This window comes from Bradyrhizobium cytisi, assembly GCF_008123515.1.
Lineage (GTDB): Bacteria > Pseudomonadota > Alphaproteobacteria > Rhizobiales > Xanthobacteraceae > Bradyrhizobium > Bradyrhizobium cytisi.
Genome location: NZ_VSSR01000018.1, coordinates 1 through 16,298 on the forward strand (window position 1 = coordinate 1; position 16,298 = coordinate 16,298).

14 protein-coding genes and 1 pseudogene are annotated in these 16,298 nt (G+C 63.4%); 10 read left to right on the top strand and 5 right to left on the bottom strand.

Annotation, left to right across the window (positions count from 1 at the left end; genetic code table 11):
- Positions 1–138: 138 nt before the first annotated feature.
- The 4 genes and pseudogenes from FXB38_RS11040 to FXB38_RS11055 all read left to right on the top strand — a co-directional run bounded on the left by FXB38_RS11040 (position 139) and on the right by FXB38_RS11055 (position 2,832).
- Positions 139–903 (top strand): alpha/beta fold hydrolase, encoded by a 765-nt coding sequence (locus tag FXB38_RS11040; protein ID WP_148750889.1) that lies wholly within the window; start codon positions 139–141, stop codon positions 901–903.
- 23 nt (positions 904–926) lie between these two features.
- Entirely contained in the window at positions 927–1,271 is a 345-nt protein-coding gene (locus FXB38_RS11045) for a hypothetical protein (RefSeq protein ID WP_148750890.1), read from the top strand.
- 186 nt (positions 1,272–1,457) lie between these two features.
- Positions 1,458–2,129: pseudogene (locus FXB38_RS11050) on the top strand (dienelactone hydrolase family protein).
- A 220-nt stretch (positions 2,130–2,349) separates the two neighbouring features.
- Positions 2,350–2,832 (top strand): hypothetical protein, encoded by a 483-nt coding sequence (locus tag FXB38_RS11055; protein ID WP_148750891.1) that lies wholly within the window; start codon positions 2,350–2,352, stop codon positions 2,830–2,832.
- Between the two features lie 118 nt (positions 2,833–2,950).
- On the opposite strand, the gene FXB38_RS11060 is transcribed toward FXB38_RS11055, so the two are convergent.
- From FXB38_RS11060 to FXB38_RS11070, 3 genes are all read right to left on the bottom strand, one after another.
- A complete protein-coding gene (locus FXB38_RS11060) occupies positions 2,951–3,691 on the bottom strand; it encodes a polysaccharide biosynthesis/export family protein (protein ID WP_148750892.1) in 741 nt (246 codons plus the stop codon).
- A 202-nt stretch (positions 3,692–3,893) separates the two neighbouring features.
- Entirely contained in the window at positions 3,894–4,550 is a 657-nt protein-coding gene (msrA, locus tag FXB38_RS11065) for a peptide-methionine (S)-S-oxide reductase MsrA (RefSeq protein ID WP_148750893.1), read from the bottom strand.
- A 134-nt stretch (positions 4,551–4,684) separates the two neighbouring features.
- Positions 4,685–5,002, bottom strand: a complete 318-nt coding sequence (locus FXB38_RS11070; protein WP_148750894.1) for a hypothetical protein — start codon at positions 5,000–5,002, stop codon at positions 4,685–4,687.
- A 408-nt stretch (positions 5,003–5,410) separates the two neighbouring features.
- Between FXB38_RS11070 and rpsT the strand changes: the two genes are divergently transcribed.
- From rpsT to gyrB, 6 genes are all read left to right on the top strand, one after another.
- Positions 5,411–5,677, top strand: coding sequence for a 30S ribosomal protein S20 (gene rpsT / locus FXB38_RS11075; protein ID WP_018319466.1), 267 nt, complete (start codon positions 5,411–5,413; stop codon positions 5,675–5,677).
- Positions 5,678–6,954: 1,277 nt separating this feature from the next.
- Positions 6,955–8,367 (top strand): chromosomal replication initiator protein DnaA, encoded by a 1,413-nt coding sequence (gene dnaA, locus FXB38_RS11085; RefSeq protein WP_246229822.1) that lies wholly within the window; start codon positions 6,955–6,957, stop codon positions 8,365–8,367.
- Positions 8,368–8,618: 251 nt separating this feature from the next.
- A complete protein-coding gene (gene dnaN / locus FXB38_RS11090) occupies positions 8,619–9,737 on the top strand; it encodes a DNA polymerase III subunit beta (RefSeq protein ID WP_148750896.1) in 1,119 nt (372 codons plus the stop codon).
- A gap of 98 nt (positions 9,738–9,835) precedes the next feature.
- Positions 9,836–10,972 (top strand): DNA replication/repair protein RecF, encoded by a 1,137-nt coding sequence (gene recF / locus FXB38_RS11095; RefSeq protein WP_148750897.1) that lies wholly within the window; start codon positions 9,836–9,838, stop codon positions 10,970–10,972.
- A gap of 108 nt (positions 10,973–11,080) precedes the next feature.
- The gene (locus FXB38_RS11100) at positions 11,081–11,824 is read left to right on the top strand and encodes a hypothetical protein (RefSeq protein WP_148750898.1); all 744 of its coding nucleotides are present in this window, start codon (positions 11,081–11,083) and stop codon (positions 11,822–11,824) included.
- A gap of 280 nt (positions 11,825–12,104) precedes the next feature.
- A complete protein-coding gene (gene gyrB, locus FXB38_RS11105) occupies positions 12,105–14,540 on the top strand; it encodes a DNA topoisomerase (ATP-hydrolyzing) subunit B (protein ID WP_148750899.1) in 2,436 nt (811 codons plus the stop codon).
- Between the two features lie 182 nt (positions 14,541–14,722).
- On the opposite strand, the gene FXB38_RS11110 is transcribed toward gyrB, so the two are convergent.
- Together FXB38_RS11110 and FXB38_RS44605 are read right to left on the bottom strand one after the other, a co-directional pair.
- Positions 14,723–15,628, bottom strand: coding sequence for a LysR family transcriptional regulator (locus FXB38_RS11110; protein WP_246229824.1), 906 nt, complete (start codon positions 15,626–15,628; stop codon positions 14,723–14,725).
- A gap of 481 nt (positions 15,629–16,109) precedes the next feature.
- Positions 16,110–16,244: a hypothetical protein gene (locus FXB38_RS44605; protein ID WP_283812726.1), complete on the bottom strand. Its 135-nt coding sequence runs from the start codon at positions 16,242–16,244 to the stop codon at positions 16,110–16,112.
- Positions 16,245–16,298: the final 54 nt, after the last annotated feature.

A 16,298-nucleotide genomic window follows, 5' to 3' on the forward strand; every position in this document is an offset into this window, starting at 1 on the left:
GGCCCTCCGTCCCAGACAGGTCGAAAGGCCTTGAATCACATCCATAAACTCCGGGGAATCACTTTCGGGCATCCCATAGCCCACAAGGGGAGAGGGTGCATCCGTGTCGCGGATAAATAAAAAACAAAGGCGGAAACAATGCCAAGGATCGATCGGGATGGGGTTGCCATCCATTACGAGGTTCATGGCGACGGGCCGCCGCTGCTGCTCACCCACGGCTATTCCTCGACCTCGGCGATGTGGCACGGCCAGGTCGATGCGCTTGCGAAGGATCACAAGCTCGTGCTGTGGGACATGCGCGGCCACGGCCAGTCCGATTATCCCGATGATCCCAACGCCTATAGCGAAGCTCTCACCGTCGGCGACATGGCGGCGATCCTCGATGCGGTCGGCGCCAGGCGCGCCATCATCGGCGGACTGTCGCTCGGCGGCTACATGTCGCTCGCGTTTTTCCGCGCTCATCCAACGCGCACGCAAGCGCTGCTGATCGTCGACACCGGCCCGGGCTTCAAGAAGGACGACGCGCGCGAGGCCTGGAACGCGCGTGCGCTCGCCACCGCCGACAAGCTCGATCGCGAAGGTCTCGACATGCTGACAGCGGCCACCCGCGAGCGCGCCACCGCCAGCCATCGCAACGCCAAGGGACTGGCGCTCGCCGCGCGCGGCATGCTGACCCAGCGCGACGCCAAGATGATGGAGCTGCTGCCTGATATCAAGGTGCCATCGCTGATCGTGGTCGGTGCCGACGACGCGCCATTCCTGGCGGCGTCCGATTACATGGCGGCAAAAATCCCCGGCGCACAAAAAATCGTGATCCCCGCGGCCGGGCACGCCGTCAACATCGATCAGCCCAAGGCTTTTGTTGACGCCGTGGTGCCTTTCCTGAAGAACTTGCCGGGATAGGCGATCATCGAGGGATCACGGCAATGAAGCGGGCAATCCTGGCTGCGGGCGCAGCGCTTCTTTCAATGGCAGCGTCGGTGCAGGCCGAGCCGTTCGGCACGGTGCCGCTGCGCCATCCCTTCGTCGACACCTTGTCGAACAACACACCGCTGGCGTTCGGGATGGATGCGGGCCAGACCGCGCACGTCCTCGGGCAGCCCTTGCAATACGTCAAAGGGCGCCCCGGCAACGAGATCTATCTTGCGTTACGCGACATCGGCGGCAGTGGATTGGTGCCGTACCACCGCCACCGGCTGTTCCTGCAGTTCCGTCATGGACGGCTGGCAGGATGGAAGGAGGATTACGGCGAGAACTGGATGTGGGAATAGGCGCGGCTGCGCCACTGCCTCCCCTCATCCTGAGGAGCTTGCGAAGCAAGCGTCTCGAAGGATGAAAGGCCCCCGCCGCTGCTACAGCTCGGCCTCTATCCTTCGAGACGCGCGCGAAGAGCGCGCTCCTCAGGATGAGGGGAGAGAGCACTGATTTCGGATCGACAAGCAAGAAGGACAACCCGCGTGGGACAAGACATCAAGCTGACGGCGTCGGACAATTTCAAGCTGGGCGCCTATCGCGCCGATCCCGCAGGCGCGCCGAAGGGCGCGGTGGTGGTGATCCAGGAGATTTTTGGCGTCAATCATCACATCCGCTCGGTCTGCGACCGTCTCGCAGGCGAAGGCTATGTCGCGATCGCGCCGTCGATCTTCGACCGCACCACGCCGGGCTTCCAATCCGGCTAAACGCCCGATGAAATCGCGGAGGCGCGAAAATTCGTTGCCAATCCCGATTGGGACGCGATGCTGCGCGACACGCAAGCCGCGATCGATGCGGTGAAGAGCGTCGGCCCGGTCGGCATCATCGGCTTCTGCCTCGGCGGCAGCATCGCCTTTGTCGCGGCGACGCGGCTTACCGGCCTGAAGGCCGCGATCGGCTATTACGGCGGCGCCGTCGTGCGCTTTGCAGATGAGAAACCGATGCTGCCGACGCAGCTGCATTTCGGCGAGAAGGACCACAGCATTCCCTTGACCGACGTCGAGACCGTCAAGGCGAAACGGCCTGAGGTCGAGGTCTTCATCTATCCCGGTGCGCAGCACGGCTTTCATTGCGACGAGCGGCCGAGCTATGACAAGGCCAGCTCCGAGATCGCCTGGCCGCGGAGCATGGAATTCTTCGCCAAGCATTTGAAATAGCCGCTGTCATTCCGGGATGCGCCGACAGGCGCAGGCCCGGAATCCATCGGACGGCGGAGTTGGTGGCGCGATGGATTCTCTGATGCGCAATTGCGCATCATAGCTCGCGACTTCGTCGCGCCCCGGAATGACGTGAGGAGGAAGCAGGAATCGGGTGGCTGGGTCACGACGCGCGGCGATAGAGCTGGCTGATCACGCCAGTTCACGCCGGGAGAGCGTCATGCAGCAGGCCAACACGAATCTCGTCATCCGCAACCCGTTCGGCACCATGGATGTGCCGGAGCCCAGCGATTCCGAAGTCATGCACTATGCCATAACCGCTACGCTGGCCGGCGATGCCGCCGATGGCAATGCGGCGCATTGGGCATCCATTCCGACGCTCTCCGACCCGCTCGAAGGCGCCTGGGCGAGCCGCTGGAACGGTGGCGCCGACCCGACCATCGCCGGCGATACGCCGGATCAATGGAAGCAGGGCCGCGCGGAGGTCCGCGTCGTAGGCGAGCGGATTTACCTGCGGTTCGATTGGGACAACGGCCGGCGGCACGGGCTGATCGATGCTGCGCGAGAGAGCGGCAATGGCCTGATCGGGAAGTACATCAACCTGACCAATCCCGCGATCATGCGGCCATGGGTCGGGCTCGTGGTCGATGCCTCGCGGATTGATGGGTGCTTTCCGAACGGACGGCTTGATTTTCGGAGGTGAAGCTCTCCGTCATTCCGGGACGTGACGAAGTCGCGGGCCCGGAATCCATCGGGCGTCAGAGTTGGTGGAGAAATGGATTCCGGGCTCGCGCTTTCGCGCGCCCCGGAATGACAGCGAGCTAGAACCAGCGCTCGGCGACGAACACGGTATCGCCCGGGCTGACGGGCGTGCCGAGCGGCACGACGGCGCGCATGGCGCCGCCGCCCTCGGTGTGGGTGACGGTCACCACGTCACGCTTGGCGCGCGGCGAGAAACCGCCGGCGATCGCCACTGCGCTTTCGACCGTCATGTTGGGCACGTAAGGATATTGGCCGGGCGCTGCGACTTCGCCGAGGATGAAGAACGGGCGGTAGGACTCGATCTCCACGGCGACCGACGGCTCGCGGATGTAGCCGTTGCGCAGACGCGCGGCGATTTCACCGGCGAGCCCTGCGGTGGTGCGGCCACGCGCCGGCACCGCGCCGATCAGCGGCATGGTGATGGAGCCGCCGGCGTCGATGGCGTAGCTGTTGGTGAGACCTTCCTGGCCATAGATCACGACGCGCAGCTTGTCGCCGGCATCGAGGTGATAGGAGGCGTCGTAGCGCATGGGTGCCGCCACCATCGGCGCCGCATAGGCGACCGGCACGGGGGCAGGACCCGACGCAAAGGAATTGCTGAGCGCGGCAATTGCGCCGCCGCCGTTGTCGGCGACGACGACCGGCTGCCGTGCGCTATAGGGCTGGCCGTAGGCCATGGCGTCGAGATCGGGACGGGACTGCACGTATGCGACAGGACCGGCGGTCTGCATGCAGCCGCCCAGGGCCAGCGCGGCGGACGCTGCCAGGATCGACCATCGAAACGCGCGTGCAACCGGCACCGGAGCCATCCCTCGGAACGAGACAGCTCCAGTGATGCACTGGTTATGGTTAATAAAAGGTTGAGGGGGTCTTTGGCGCGAAGACGCGAACCGTACACTCCGTCATGCCCGGGCTTGTCCCGGGCATCCACGCTCTTGGTGCTGCACGAAAGATCGTGGATGGCCGGGACAAGCCCGGCCATGACGAGAGTTTGGGTTTCGATCAAGCGCTCACACCCACTCCGATGGGGCATGACACGCCGGTGCCGCCGAGGCCGCAATAGCCGGCGGGATTCTTCGCCAGATATTGCTGATGATAGTCCTCGGCGAAATAGAATTCGCCGGCCGGCGCGATCTCGGTGGTGATGGGCCCGAGACCCTTTGCAGCGAGCGCCTTCTGATAGAGCGCCTTCGACTCCAAGGCCGCTTGCTGCTGCGCGTCGGAGGTCGTGTAGATCGCGCTTCTGTACTGCGTACCGAAATCGTTGCCCTGGCGCATGCCCTGCGTCGGGTTGTGGTTCTCCCAGAACGTCTTCAGGAGCTTCTCGTAGGAGATCTTCTTCGGATCGAACACGACCAGCACCACTTCGGTGTGGCCGGTGCGCCCCGAGCAGGTCTCTTCATAGGTCGGGTTCGGCGTGTGACCGCCAGCATAGCCGACGGCAGTCGCGTGGACGCCATCGCCGAGCTCCCAGAATTTGCGCTCGGCGCCCCAGAAGCAGCCGAGCCCGAACACGGCCTGCTCGAGGCCTGCGGGATAGGGCGGCGCGAGCTTCGCGCCGTTGACGAAATGAGTGGTCGCGGTCGGAATCGGTTGCGCGCGGCCGGGCAGCGCGTCAGCTGCGCTCGGCAGTGCGGTGGTCTTGCGCATGAACAGCATGATCGGATCTCCGAAAAAACAAGCTGTCGCACGCCTGAGCCAGGTGCTCAGGCGGCGTGGCTCGCGATCGAGTGGGGATATAGGTCTTTACGCGCAAAGGCGCAGCCTTGTTACGGCACCGCATGCGCGAAAGCTCAGTCCCTGGAATAGCCGATCAAGGGTTTCCGCGGCCGGAACAGGATCATCAGCAGAATGCCGAGAATGCCGAGGACGGCGAACACCGGCTGGTCCAGCACCAGGCGGATCACCGAGGTCCAGAGCCAGGGCGCCTTGGCCTCGACCCAGGTCCGGACGGCGGACTGGCTGGCCTGGTTGATATCGTTCCAGAACTGGCCGAATCGGGTGAAGCGCAGGGTCTGGTCGGCCACCCAGCGGGCGCCGTCATAGACCATGAAGAAGAACCCGCCGGCCAGCAGCAACAAGCCAATCAGTCGGAAAAAGCCGCGGATCATGCTCACCCTCTATGGTCACCCGATCGGACGACCCCAAGAACGTTGAAGAAACGCTGACGAAACGCCGTCAGCCAATAGCCGGGAGGCGGCAGAAATTCAACCTCATCAGGGCGTTACGGTCCCCTTTGGCGTGCCAGGAGCCTGCCTTTCCAGCCCCCTAAAGCGTTGACGGTGCCAAAGACCCCCTCTATAAGGGCGCCAACTGGCGGTGGGCGCAATCCTGCCGCCGCTGTTCTTTGAGCAGTTGCAGGCTCTTTTGAGCCTCAGAGATGGCCGCAAGGCCTATCGCTCATGCTCCGGGAACGGCCCAGCAACCGAACACCTTAAATCCGAGCGTCGATTCCGCGGTCAAGCTGCCGGCGCTACCCGACCAAGACGCGACCGGTACCCGCAAAGGACATTGAGACCATGGCCAACACTACCTCCGCCAAGAAAGCGACGCGCAAGATCGCCCGCCGCACTGCCGTCAACAAGTCGCGCCGCACCCAGATGCGCGGTGCCGTGCGTAACGTCGAGGAAGCCATCGCGACCGGCGATCGCGCCGCCGCCGTCAAGGCGCTGGCCAACGCCGAGCCCGCGCTGATGCGCGCCGCCCAGCGCAACATCATTCACAAGAACAACGCCAGCCGCAAAGTCTCGCGCCTCACCGCGCAGATCGCCAAGCTCGCGAAGTAAACTCACGAAGTAAAGTTCGTCGAACAATCCGATCGTCTCGTTCGATCGGTTGAAGCGAGCATCGCATTCGTCAATCAGCCCGGCTTCGCGCCGGGCTTTTTGTTGCCTGTCACAATTCATCCTTGCGGTCTTTGGGCGACCAATCTTCCGTTGGAAGAGTCTTGTCGTCTTCGCTATGCTATATCCGTAATTCTACCTGTCGTTGTTTTTGCCACAGCGGAAACTTTCAGTGCAGTGCGAAAAACCCCTGCGGGGCGGGCCTAAGTTGGATTCTCGCGCGCGCGAGTTCGGCACACCGTAGTTTCCCCGGAATGCGTTTCGCGCTGGGGTTACCCTGTGAAACGCGACTCAAAAAACGATGTCTCGCTAATCACTTATCCACATAGCAGCGCCAAGCATTTGGAAAATTCGGGTGCGCGGCACGTGCGTGACGCTTTTGTAAAAAATTTTTGGCGGTGGGGGAGTCTTTGTCACACGACGTCCGGCATTTTCGAATCTGTGCACGAATCCAGAAACTTGCTCCGGAGCCTGTGAACAACTCCCGCGCGGCGTTAACGCAGATCAAGTTTTTAATCGCCTCAAGTGTGAATCAATTCCGTTGCGAGTCTTTCCGCATAGTGTATTTCTTAAGTCGTTCGCGGCGCCCACGATCTTGAGACCAGCGCGGTTTTGGAAACGGGGCGAGCGTGCAAATCGGCGGCGGTGTGCACGTAGGCGACGCTTCAACAAGCGATTGTCGGATCAAAACCCACAGCAATGTGGGAACGGTAGCTCTTTGTCAAAATGTCTCCAAGCGGGATTTTTCTCAATCTCGCCCGCGCCAGGCGCAAATGAGGGACCTTACGAAGCTACCCCGACACGCACGATGGCGTAGCCGAACGGACGAACAGTGCAGACGGGCAGGACATCGGCGACTTCAGTCGCAGTTGTCTTCTAGGACACGCAGGACCTTGTCGTGAGCAATCACGGCAGGACGGGGAGGTATCATGTCTTACGGACTCAACGCGGTATTGAAGCAAGTTTCCTTTTCCAAGTATGCCATTCTGGATCTGTCGGACATCCAGCCTCCCGCGTGTGACGCAGCGCCGAGTACGCGCTGACCTCGCGAACACCCCATCTCTGACATCGCTGATCTGACCGCGGCGTTCGCGCCGAACGGCCGGGCTATGTCCGACGATGGTCTCGCTCGAGGTCGCGCCATTGCGGAAACCCTGATGGCAGGAACTCTGCATGGCGCTCACAACGCAACCTTATCTCTCAAGAAAAGTTCTCAAATGATGACGACATCGGAACAGGATCGCTGGTCACGCGTGAAGAGCCGGCTGCGCTCGAACGTTGGCGAAGACGTCTATACGAGCTGGTTTGCGCGCATGGATCTCGAAGGCGTGCAGGAGGAGAGCGTGCGGCTCTCGGTCCCAACCCGCTTCCTGAAGAGCTGGATCCAGGCTCATTATGCCGAGCGCGTGCTGTCGTGCTGGCAGGCCGAGATGCCGGAAGTGCATCGCATCGATCTCACCGTTCGCTCCGCGGTGCGCCCCGTGGTGCAGTCGAAGGAAGCGCCGGCGCCGGTCGAAGCGCGCCGTGCGCCTGCGCCCGAGCTGCGCTCGACGGCGACCGCGCCGGTGTCCGCCAATCATGATGCGCTCGGCGGCTCGCCGCTCGATCCGCGCCTGACCTTTGCGAGCTTCGTCGTCGGTCGGTCCAACACGCTGGCGCACGCAGCCGCGCGTCAGGTCGCCGAGGGACGCCGCGGCGATCCCGTCATGTTCAACCCGCTTTACATCCATGCCGGCGTCGGCCTCGGCAAGACGCATCTCTTGCAGGCGGTGACCTGGGCCGGCAATTCCGGTAACGAGCGCAAGGTGCTCTATCTCACCGCGGAAAAATTCATGTACGGCTTCGTCGCCGCGTTGAAGACGCAGACGGCGCTCGCCTTCAAGGAAGCGCTGCGCGGCATCGACGTGCTCGTCATCGACGATCTCCAGTTTCTGCAGGGCAAGTCGACGCAGGCCGAGTTCTGTCACACGCTGAATGCGCTGATCGATGCCGGCCGTCAGGTCGTGATCGCGGCCGACCGTCCGCCGTCCGACCTCGAAAGCCTGGATGACCGCGTCCGCTCGCGTCTGGCCGGCGGTCTCGTGGTCGAGATGGGCTCGCTCGGCGAAGAGCTGCGCCACGGCATTCTCAAGTCGCGCGTCGCAGCCGCCCGCACCCATCACGCGACCTTCGAGGTGCCTGAGGAGGTGCTGACCTATCTGGCGCGCGCCATCACCCATAACGGCCGCGACCTCGAAGGCGCCATCAACCGCCTGCTGGCGCACTCGAAGCTCAACAACCGGCCGGTGACGCTGGAGATGGCGGAGCACGAGGTGCGCGACCTGATCCGGCCGCAGGAGCCGAAGCGGATCAAGATCGAGGACATCCAGCGCGTGGTGGCACGGCAGTATAATGTCAGCCGCTCCGACCTCTTGTCCTCGCGCCGGACCGCCAATGTGGTGCGTCCGCGCCAGGTGGCGATGTACCTCGCCAAGACGCTGACCCTGCGCTCGCTCCCCGAGATCGGCCGCCGCTTCGGTGGCCGGGACCACACCACGGTGCTGCACGCCGTGCGCAAGATCGAGGCACTGGTTTCCAAGGACAATGCGCTGTCCGAGGAGGTCGAGTCGCTCAAGCGCCAGCTTCAGGAATAAACGCCTAGGTACCCCTCTCTCCACCTCCCGCCGCCCCGGCCATGCCTGGGCGGCGGTCGCGTTTTTGCCTGTAAATCGTGGGGAACTGCCCCCCGATCCCTTGAATCCCGGGGCCATCCGCGCCACCTTGCGCGACCCTGACGGCTTTGGTCATATCGGCTGGATGATCCGGCTTTCCGGGGTCTTCGGTGCCGCGGCGCGCTTTCCTCCGCCCGGCTTTTTCCATCTTTGGGGATCGGGCGAGTAGTGCAATGAAGGTTACGGTCGAACGCGCGCAACTCCTGAAGTCGCTGGGCCATGTCCATCGCGTGGTCGAGCGCCGCAACACGATTCCGATCCTGGGCAACGTGCTGGTGCGCGCCGAGAACGCGAAATTGTCGCTGAAGGCAACCGACCTCGACCTCGAGGTCACGGAGACGCTGCCTGCGGAAACCGCCACGGCCGGCTCGACCACCGTGCCGGCGCACATGTTCTACGACATCGTGCGCAAGCTGCCGGATGGCTCGCAGATCGTGCTGGAAGCCGACGGCGACCGCGCGGTGCTGGCGATCCGCGCCGGCCGCTCGCGCTTCACGCTGCAGACCCTGCCGGAGAACGACTTCCCGGATCTCGCCACCGGCGAGCTGTCGCATTCGTTCTCGCTCGCCGCCAAGGACGTCAAGCGGCTGATCGACCGCACCCAGTTCGCGATCTCGACGGAAGAGACGCGCTATTACCTCAACGGCATCTATCTGCACGCCGCAAGCTCCGCGAACGCCGCGACCCTGCGCGGCGTTGCCACCGACGGCCACCGCCTCGCCCAGCTTGACCTGATCCAGCCCAAGGGCGCCGAGGGCATGCCCGGCGTGATCGTGCCGCGCAAGACCGTCGGCGAGGTGCAGCGCCTGATCGAGGACAACGAGGCCGAGGTCACGATCGAGCTGTCGCCCGTCAAGATCCGCTTCACCATCGGTAACGTGGTGCTGACCTCGAAGCTGATCGACGGCACCTTCCCCGATTACGGCCGCGTCATCCCGCAAGGCAACGACAAGGAGCTCGTCGTCGACAAGAAGGATTTCGAGAACGCGGTCGACCGCGTCTCGACCATCTCGAGCGAGCGCGGCCGCGCGGTGAAGCTGTCGCTGTCGCCGGGCAAGCTGGTGCTCTCGGTGACCAATCCGGATTCCGGCAGCGCCACCGAAGAGCTCGAGGTCGAGTACGCCTCCGACGCGCTCGATATCGGCTTCAACTCCCGCTATTTGCTCGACATCGCAGCCCAGATCGAAGGCGACGTCGCCACGCTCAAGCTCGCCGACCCGGGCTCGCCGACCCTGGTGCAGGACAAGGACGACAAGAGCGCGCTGTATGTGCTGATGCCGATGCGGGTGTGAGGGCTACCAGCCTCTTCACGCATTGACTACATCCGTCATGGCCGGGCACAGCCGTCCGAAGGGCGGCGCCGCTGACGCGCGCCAATGACAAAGACCGCATGACCCCCTCGCGCATTCATCGCCTGACACTGACGCATTTTCGCAATTATCGGGCGGCGGGGCTCGAGACGGCGGCTGACATGGTGGCGCTGGTCGGGCCGAACGGGGCGGGCAAGACCAATTGCATCGAGGCGATCTCGTTCCTGTCGCCCGGACGCGGCTTGAGGCGCGCCACGCTGGAGGACGTCGCCGACAACCAGGGCGACGGCTCCTGGGCGGTGTCCGTGCAAGCCGAGGGCGCGCTGGGGCTGGCCACGCTCGGCACCGGCATTGACGCACCGCGACCCGACACCGCGGTCAGCCGGCGCTGCCGCATCGACCGCGAGCCGGTCAATTCGGCCGCCGCCTTCGGCGACCATATCCGGATGGTATGGCTGACGCCGGCGATGGACGGGCTGTTCATGGGCGCTGCTTCCGAGCGGCGGCGCTTCTTCGACCGCCTGGTGCTCGCGATCGACAGCGAGCATCCCAGCCGCATCAACGCGCTCGAACGTTCGCTGCGCTCGCGCAACCGCCTGCTCGAGACGCGCAATTATGACGACCATTGGTGTGACGCGATCGAGCGGGAGACCGCCGAGCTTGCGGTCGCGGTCGCCGCAACGCGCGGCCAGACCGCGGCGCGGCTGACCGGCATGCTGAACGCGCGCGCACAACAATCCGCGTTTCCGTCGGCGCAGATCGCGCTCGACGGCTGGATGGAGAACGCGCTGCTGACCGAGACCGCGACCTCGGTCGAGGACCGCTACCGCCAGATCCTGCGCGACAACCGCCCGCGCGATGCGATTGCCGGCCGCACCACCGACGGGCCGCACCTCACCGACCTCCAGGTCATCTATGCGCCGAAGAGCACGCCGGCGCGCGACGCCTCGACCGGCGAGCAGAAGGCGCTCCTGATCGGCCTCGTGCTGGCGCATGCAACGCTGGTCGCCGAGATGACCGGCATTGTGCCGCTGCTCCTGCTCGACGAGGTCGTCGCCCATCTCGACCCGAACCGGCGCGCGGCGCTGTTCGACGAGCTACGCAAGCTCGGCGCGCAGGTGTGGCTGACCGGCGCGGACCCTGCCGCCTTTGCCGAGATCGGCGCCGGCAGCGAGGTCTTTGACGTCGAGAGCGGACGCGTTTCCGCGCGGCGATAGAGGCCGTCGTTGAACCCGACCATTTTCCGTCGCGACTAGCTCCCTGAGGCCGCACCGACGGTGCCGCAGCGGCGATCCCACAGCGCGCGATGTCCTTGAGGAGTGACCATGCGGACGGTAAGGCTCGGAGCGACAGCTCCGGCACGATGGCGGGCATTTGCGTGCGGCCTCGCCTTCCTCGCAAGCTGCCTGCTCGCGGCCACCGCCAGCGCCTGGATACCGCATGTCTCAGTGCTGTTCTCGCCCGGGCTCACGCCGGATCCCGAGGCCCGGCTGCCCGCACCGACCCGTTACAGCTACCGGGGAATCCACACCACCGTCGTGCAGGGCGTTGCAACGCCGCTCCGCACCCAGCTCGAAGCGACCGTGCCCGCCGAGCTCGGCAACGTGCTCGCCTTCTACCGCAGCGAGCTCGGAAAGCTCGGCTGGCAGGAACAGCGCGATGGCGCGGTGGTCTCCGCCGATCACGTCCGGCTCGCCTTCGTCTCCCCGGTTGGACCCGGCATGCTGGCGCTCGACCGCAAGGACAGCAGCACCATGGTCAATCTCGTGCAGAAAAACGCATCTGTCGCGACCAGCGCGAACGTCATGCCCGAGCCCGGCCAGGCGAAGCTGGTGTTCTCCAATATCAGCGGGACCGACGCCGAACTCACGATCAACGACCAGACCGTAAAGCGCGCCGCCGGCACCCGTGCGGTGTCGCTGGATCTGCCACCCGGCAAATATTCCTACGAACTGGGCGTGCCCGGCCATCCGGCCACCACGCACGTCCTTCACCTTGCCGCTGGCGATACCTGGGAGCTCACGATCGGGCGTGACGGCGAGGCATGGTCACCGCTCCTGCTGTATTGATCCCTGCACCATCCTGATCGGGAGCGCCTCGGAACCAGCTCTCGTCCCCCCCCGCAAAATCCACGTCTTTCGGGCTCCGAAAACGCCCCTCGAATCGGACTTTTCGCGAGCCCCCAAATCGGCCTTCGCGCGCCTTGAAAACCGGCCCAAAAATCCTATCTCATCAAAGGGTTGCCACAGGATACTTTGCGCTAGGCGCAATTGGTCTTTCATGGCACAAATAGCCTGCAAATCAGCGCCTTTTGCGCGGCTGATTCGGGCGACATCTCGAAGGCCTCTCATGACAGAACCTGCTCGGCAGACGCCTGCCGAAAACGAGCTCTCAAATCCAAGCGATTACGGGGCGGAATCGATCCGCGTGCTCAAGGGGCTCGATGCCGTCCGCAAGCGCCCCGGCATGTATATCGGCGACACCGATGACGGCTCGGGCCTGCACCACATGGTGTACGAGGTCGTCGATAACGCGATCGACGAAGCGTTGGCGGGCCACGCCTCGCGCGTCGACGTCGTGCTCAATGCCGACAATTCCGTCACCGTGCGCGACGACGGCCGCGGCATTCCCGTAGACATCCACAAGGGCGAAGGCATCTCCGCGGCCGAGGTCATCATGACCCAGCTGCACGCCGGCGGAAAATTCGACCAGAACTCCTACAAGGTCTCCGGCGGCCTGCATGGCGTCGGCGTCTCCGTCGTCAACGCGCTGTCGAGCAAGCTCGGCTTGCGCATCTGGCGCGACAACAAGGAGCACTACATCGAGTTCGCCCATGGCGACGCGGTGGCACCGCTGGCCGTCGTCGGCGATGCGCCCGGCAAGCGCGGCACCGAGGTGACGTTCCAGGCCTCCCCCAACACCTTCAAGAACATCGAGTATGATTTCGCCACGCTCGAGCACCGGTTGCGCGAGCTCGCCTTCCTCAATTCCGGCGTCAACATCGCACTTTCCGACATGCGTCATGCGGTCGAGAAGCGTGAGGAGATGCACTATTCCGGCGGCGTCGAGGAATTCGTCAAATATCTCGACCGCAACAAGAAGGCGATCGTGCCGGCACCGATCATGGTGCGCGCGGAGGCCAACGGCATCGGCGTCGAGGCCGCATTGTGGTGGAACGACAGCTACCATGAGAACGTGCTGTGCTTCACCAACAACATCCCGCAGCGTGACGGCGGCACCCATCTCGCCGGCTTCCGCGGCGCACTGACGCGCCAGGTCAACGGCTATGCTGAGGCCAATGCGAAGAAGGAAAAGATCGCGCTGACCGGCGACGACTGCCGTGAAGGCCTCACCGCCGTGCTGTCGGTGAAGGTGCCGGACCCGAAGTTTTCGTCGCAGACCAAGGATAAGCTGGTGTCCTCGGAAGTGCGTCCCGTGGTCGAGAACGTGCTCAACGAGGCGCTCCAGGCTTGGTTCGAGGAGCATCCGTCTGAAGCCAAGATGATCGTCGGCAAGGTGATCCAGGCCGCCGCCGCCCGCGAAGCCGCGCGAAAAGCGCGCGAGCTGACCCGCAAGAGCCCGCTCTCGGTCTCCTCGCTGCCCGGCAAGCTCGCCGACTGCCAGGAAAAGGATCCGGCGAAATCCGAGCTCTTCATCGTCGAGGGCGACTCGGCAGGCGGCAGCGCCAAGCAGGGCCGCAACCGCGAATTCCAGGCGGTGCTGCCGCTGCGCGGCAAGATCCTCAACGTGGAACGCGTGCGTCCCGACAAGATGCTGCACAGCGAGCAGATCGGCACGCTGATCACCGCGCTCGGCACCGGCATCAGCGACGAGTTCTCGATCGAGAAGCTGCGCTATCACAAGATCATCGTGATGACGGACGCCGATGTCGACGGCGCCCACATCCGCACCCTGCTGCTGACCTTCTTCTACCGGCAGATGCGCGACATCATCGACGGCGGTTACCTCTATATCGCCCAGCCGCCGCTCTATAAGGTTAGCCGCGGCAAATCCGAGCAATATCTGAAGGACGAGCGGGCGCTCGAAGATTATCTGATCGACACCGGCCTCGACGACTGCGTGTTCATTCCCGGCGTCGGCGGCGACCGCACCGGCCGCGATTTGCGTTCGCTGGTCGACGATGCCCGGACTGTCCGCAGCGTCCTCCGCAATTTGCACAGCCGCTACAATCGCAAGGTGATCGAGCAAGCCGCGATTACAGGCGTGCTGAACAAGGCGATCTACGGCGATCCCGAGAAGGCTGCCGCAGCCGCGCAATACATCGCCGGCCGCCTGGACAATCAGTCCGAGGAGGTCGAGCGCGGCTGGCTCGGCCAGTACGTCGAAGGTCAGGGTTTCCAGTTCGAGCGCACGGTGCGCGGCGTCAGGGAAGCCGCCGTCATCGACGACGCCTTCCTGGGCTCGGTCGAAGCCCGCAAGCTCGACGAATACACCGTGAAGCTCCAGGACGTTTATGCCCGCCCCGGCAAGCTCCGGCGCAAGGACGTCGAGCACATGGTCTACGGCCCGGTCGACCTGTTCGAGGCGGTCACCGACGCCGGCCGCAAGGGCGTCACGCTGCAGCGCTACAAAGGGCTGGGCGAGATGAACCCGGAGCAGCTCTGGGAAACAACGCTGGATATCAATGCGCGCTCGCTGCTGCAGGTGAAGGTCAAGGAGGTCGACGAGGCCGACGACATCTTCACCAAGCTGATGGGCGACGTGGTCGAACCGCGCCGCGATTTCATCCAGGAACATTCGCTGAGCGCGACGATCGATATCTAGGACCGGTTGCGCGCCTGGGAAGCCTGCCGCTCACGACTGCAACAGAACATGGTCCACAGTGTCCGTGCGCCCGATCTTCGAAACGCCGGCCTTGGCGGGCTCTTCGGGATGAGATCTCGTTTTGCGGCGACATGTTGGACAGTCTCGGCTGCCGTGCCGGAGTTGAACGGCCCATCAGCACCCTATTTCAGCCTGAGGGGTACCGATATCGGCGGGTTCGCAAACGTCGTTGAAAGACTGCGCAGGAGCTCCGTGGCATCGTTCCGCTCAAGTCCCGCTCGCGAGCAAACATAGGCGTTGAGGGCCGGTAATGGCGGCAAATAATACTCTTTCGCCTCTACCAGATCGCCAGGCGCGATCGATAAAGGAACGGCTCCCAGCCCTATCCCGGCTCTCACTGCCGTCATGCGCGCCTGATAATCCGGACTATAAAATACAATCCGATACGAGAGTCCTGCCTTTACGAGCGGACGGATCATGTAGTCGTCTTCAGGGAGGGTCACCAACGGGATTGGGTCGCCCGGTCTGATGACAAAGCCATTTGCACGAATCCAGACCAGCGGCACGCTGAACTGGTGGACAATCGTGTCCCTGAATTCGTGGTCCGAGTCCGGCGCAAAAACGCAGGCGATGTCAATGTAACCTTCCAAAAGGCCTTTCCTGATCGCGCTCGAATGATCAGCATGGACGAATATATTGGATAGAGCATCCGGAGGCCTGTCGTGCATGAAGCGTTCAACGAACGCGGTGCTAAGGCCGAGCCGCAGCGCAGTCGGCCCACCTTCCTTGCCCCCGAGTTGCAGCACCTGGTCGTTGGCATCCAGAATCTTACGAGCTTGAATCAAGACCAGCTTGCCCAGTTCCGTCGGCGTTGCGCCACTCGAGCTCTTCTGGAAAACTGCACCTCCGATCAGATTCTGCAAACGCTTTACCTGAGAGCTGACAGCCGGTTGCGAGAGCCCAAGACGCTCGCCAGCCTTGCTCAGGCTGCCAAGCTCTGTGATTGCGACAACCGTGCGCATAATCTCAATCGGGATAATGGTACCGTTCTTGCTTGACATTCTCCCCACCAGCGTGCGCTTGATCATCGCCAAGGGACTGATCGACTAAACAGCGGTCCTGGTTGATTACGATCAAGGGAAAATCTTTTTAGCGGACAAAGCGCCGGCGTCGGACACGACAGCGCATAGCTCGTCCAATCCGTCATTATCCCATGCTGCGACACATGCGCCGACGCGCAAAATGCATATCAAAGCAGCCGTCGGTAACCGCTTTGAGCTTTATGAGCTCGCGCGTCAGGAGCGCAACCGAGCCAAACGCGATCTGCCCAATGGTTGAATACGTTGCAAACGTCGGTTTAGAAACATCGCAAGCTTCCTTGCGCGCTCTATCCTAAGTTTCAATCTTGAGCTTGGCAAGTTCCCGCCGATCCAATTCGAGACTGCTACCCTGTCGTACCCCCATTCAAACAGTGTCTCCCGTGCAGCGCTGACGTTTGGCTTTGCTCGAACTCCCGTCGGCTGATCTTACCTGGTTCACTCACACAAATTGCCGCCGGATTGCGAACCCTCACGCCAGTTCCGCCGCAGCGCGCTGCATGCTCGAGGCAATGTCGTCGGTGGCCGCGCTCTGCTCCTCGACCACCGCGGTGGTATTCGCGACATACTCACTGACGTGTCCGATGGCGGATCGGATCGCGGTCATCGCGGTCGCAACGTCACCAGAGACGACATTGAGAGATTCGATTGAGCTTCCGCT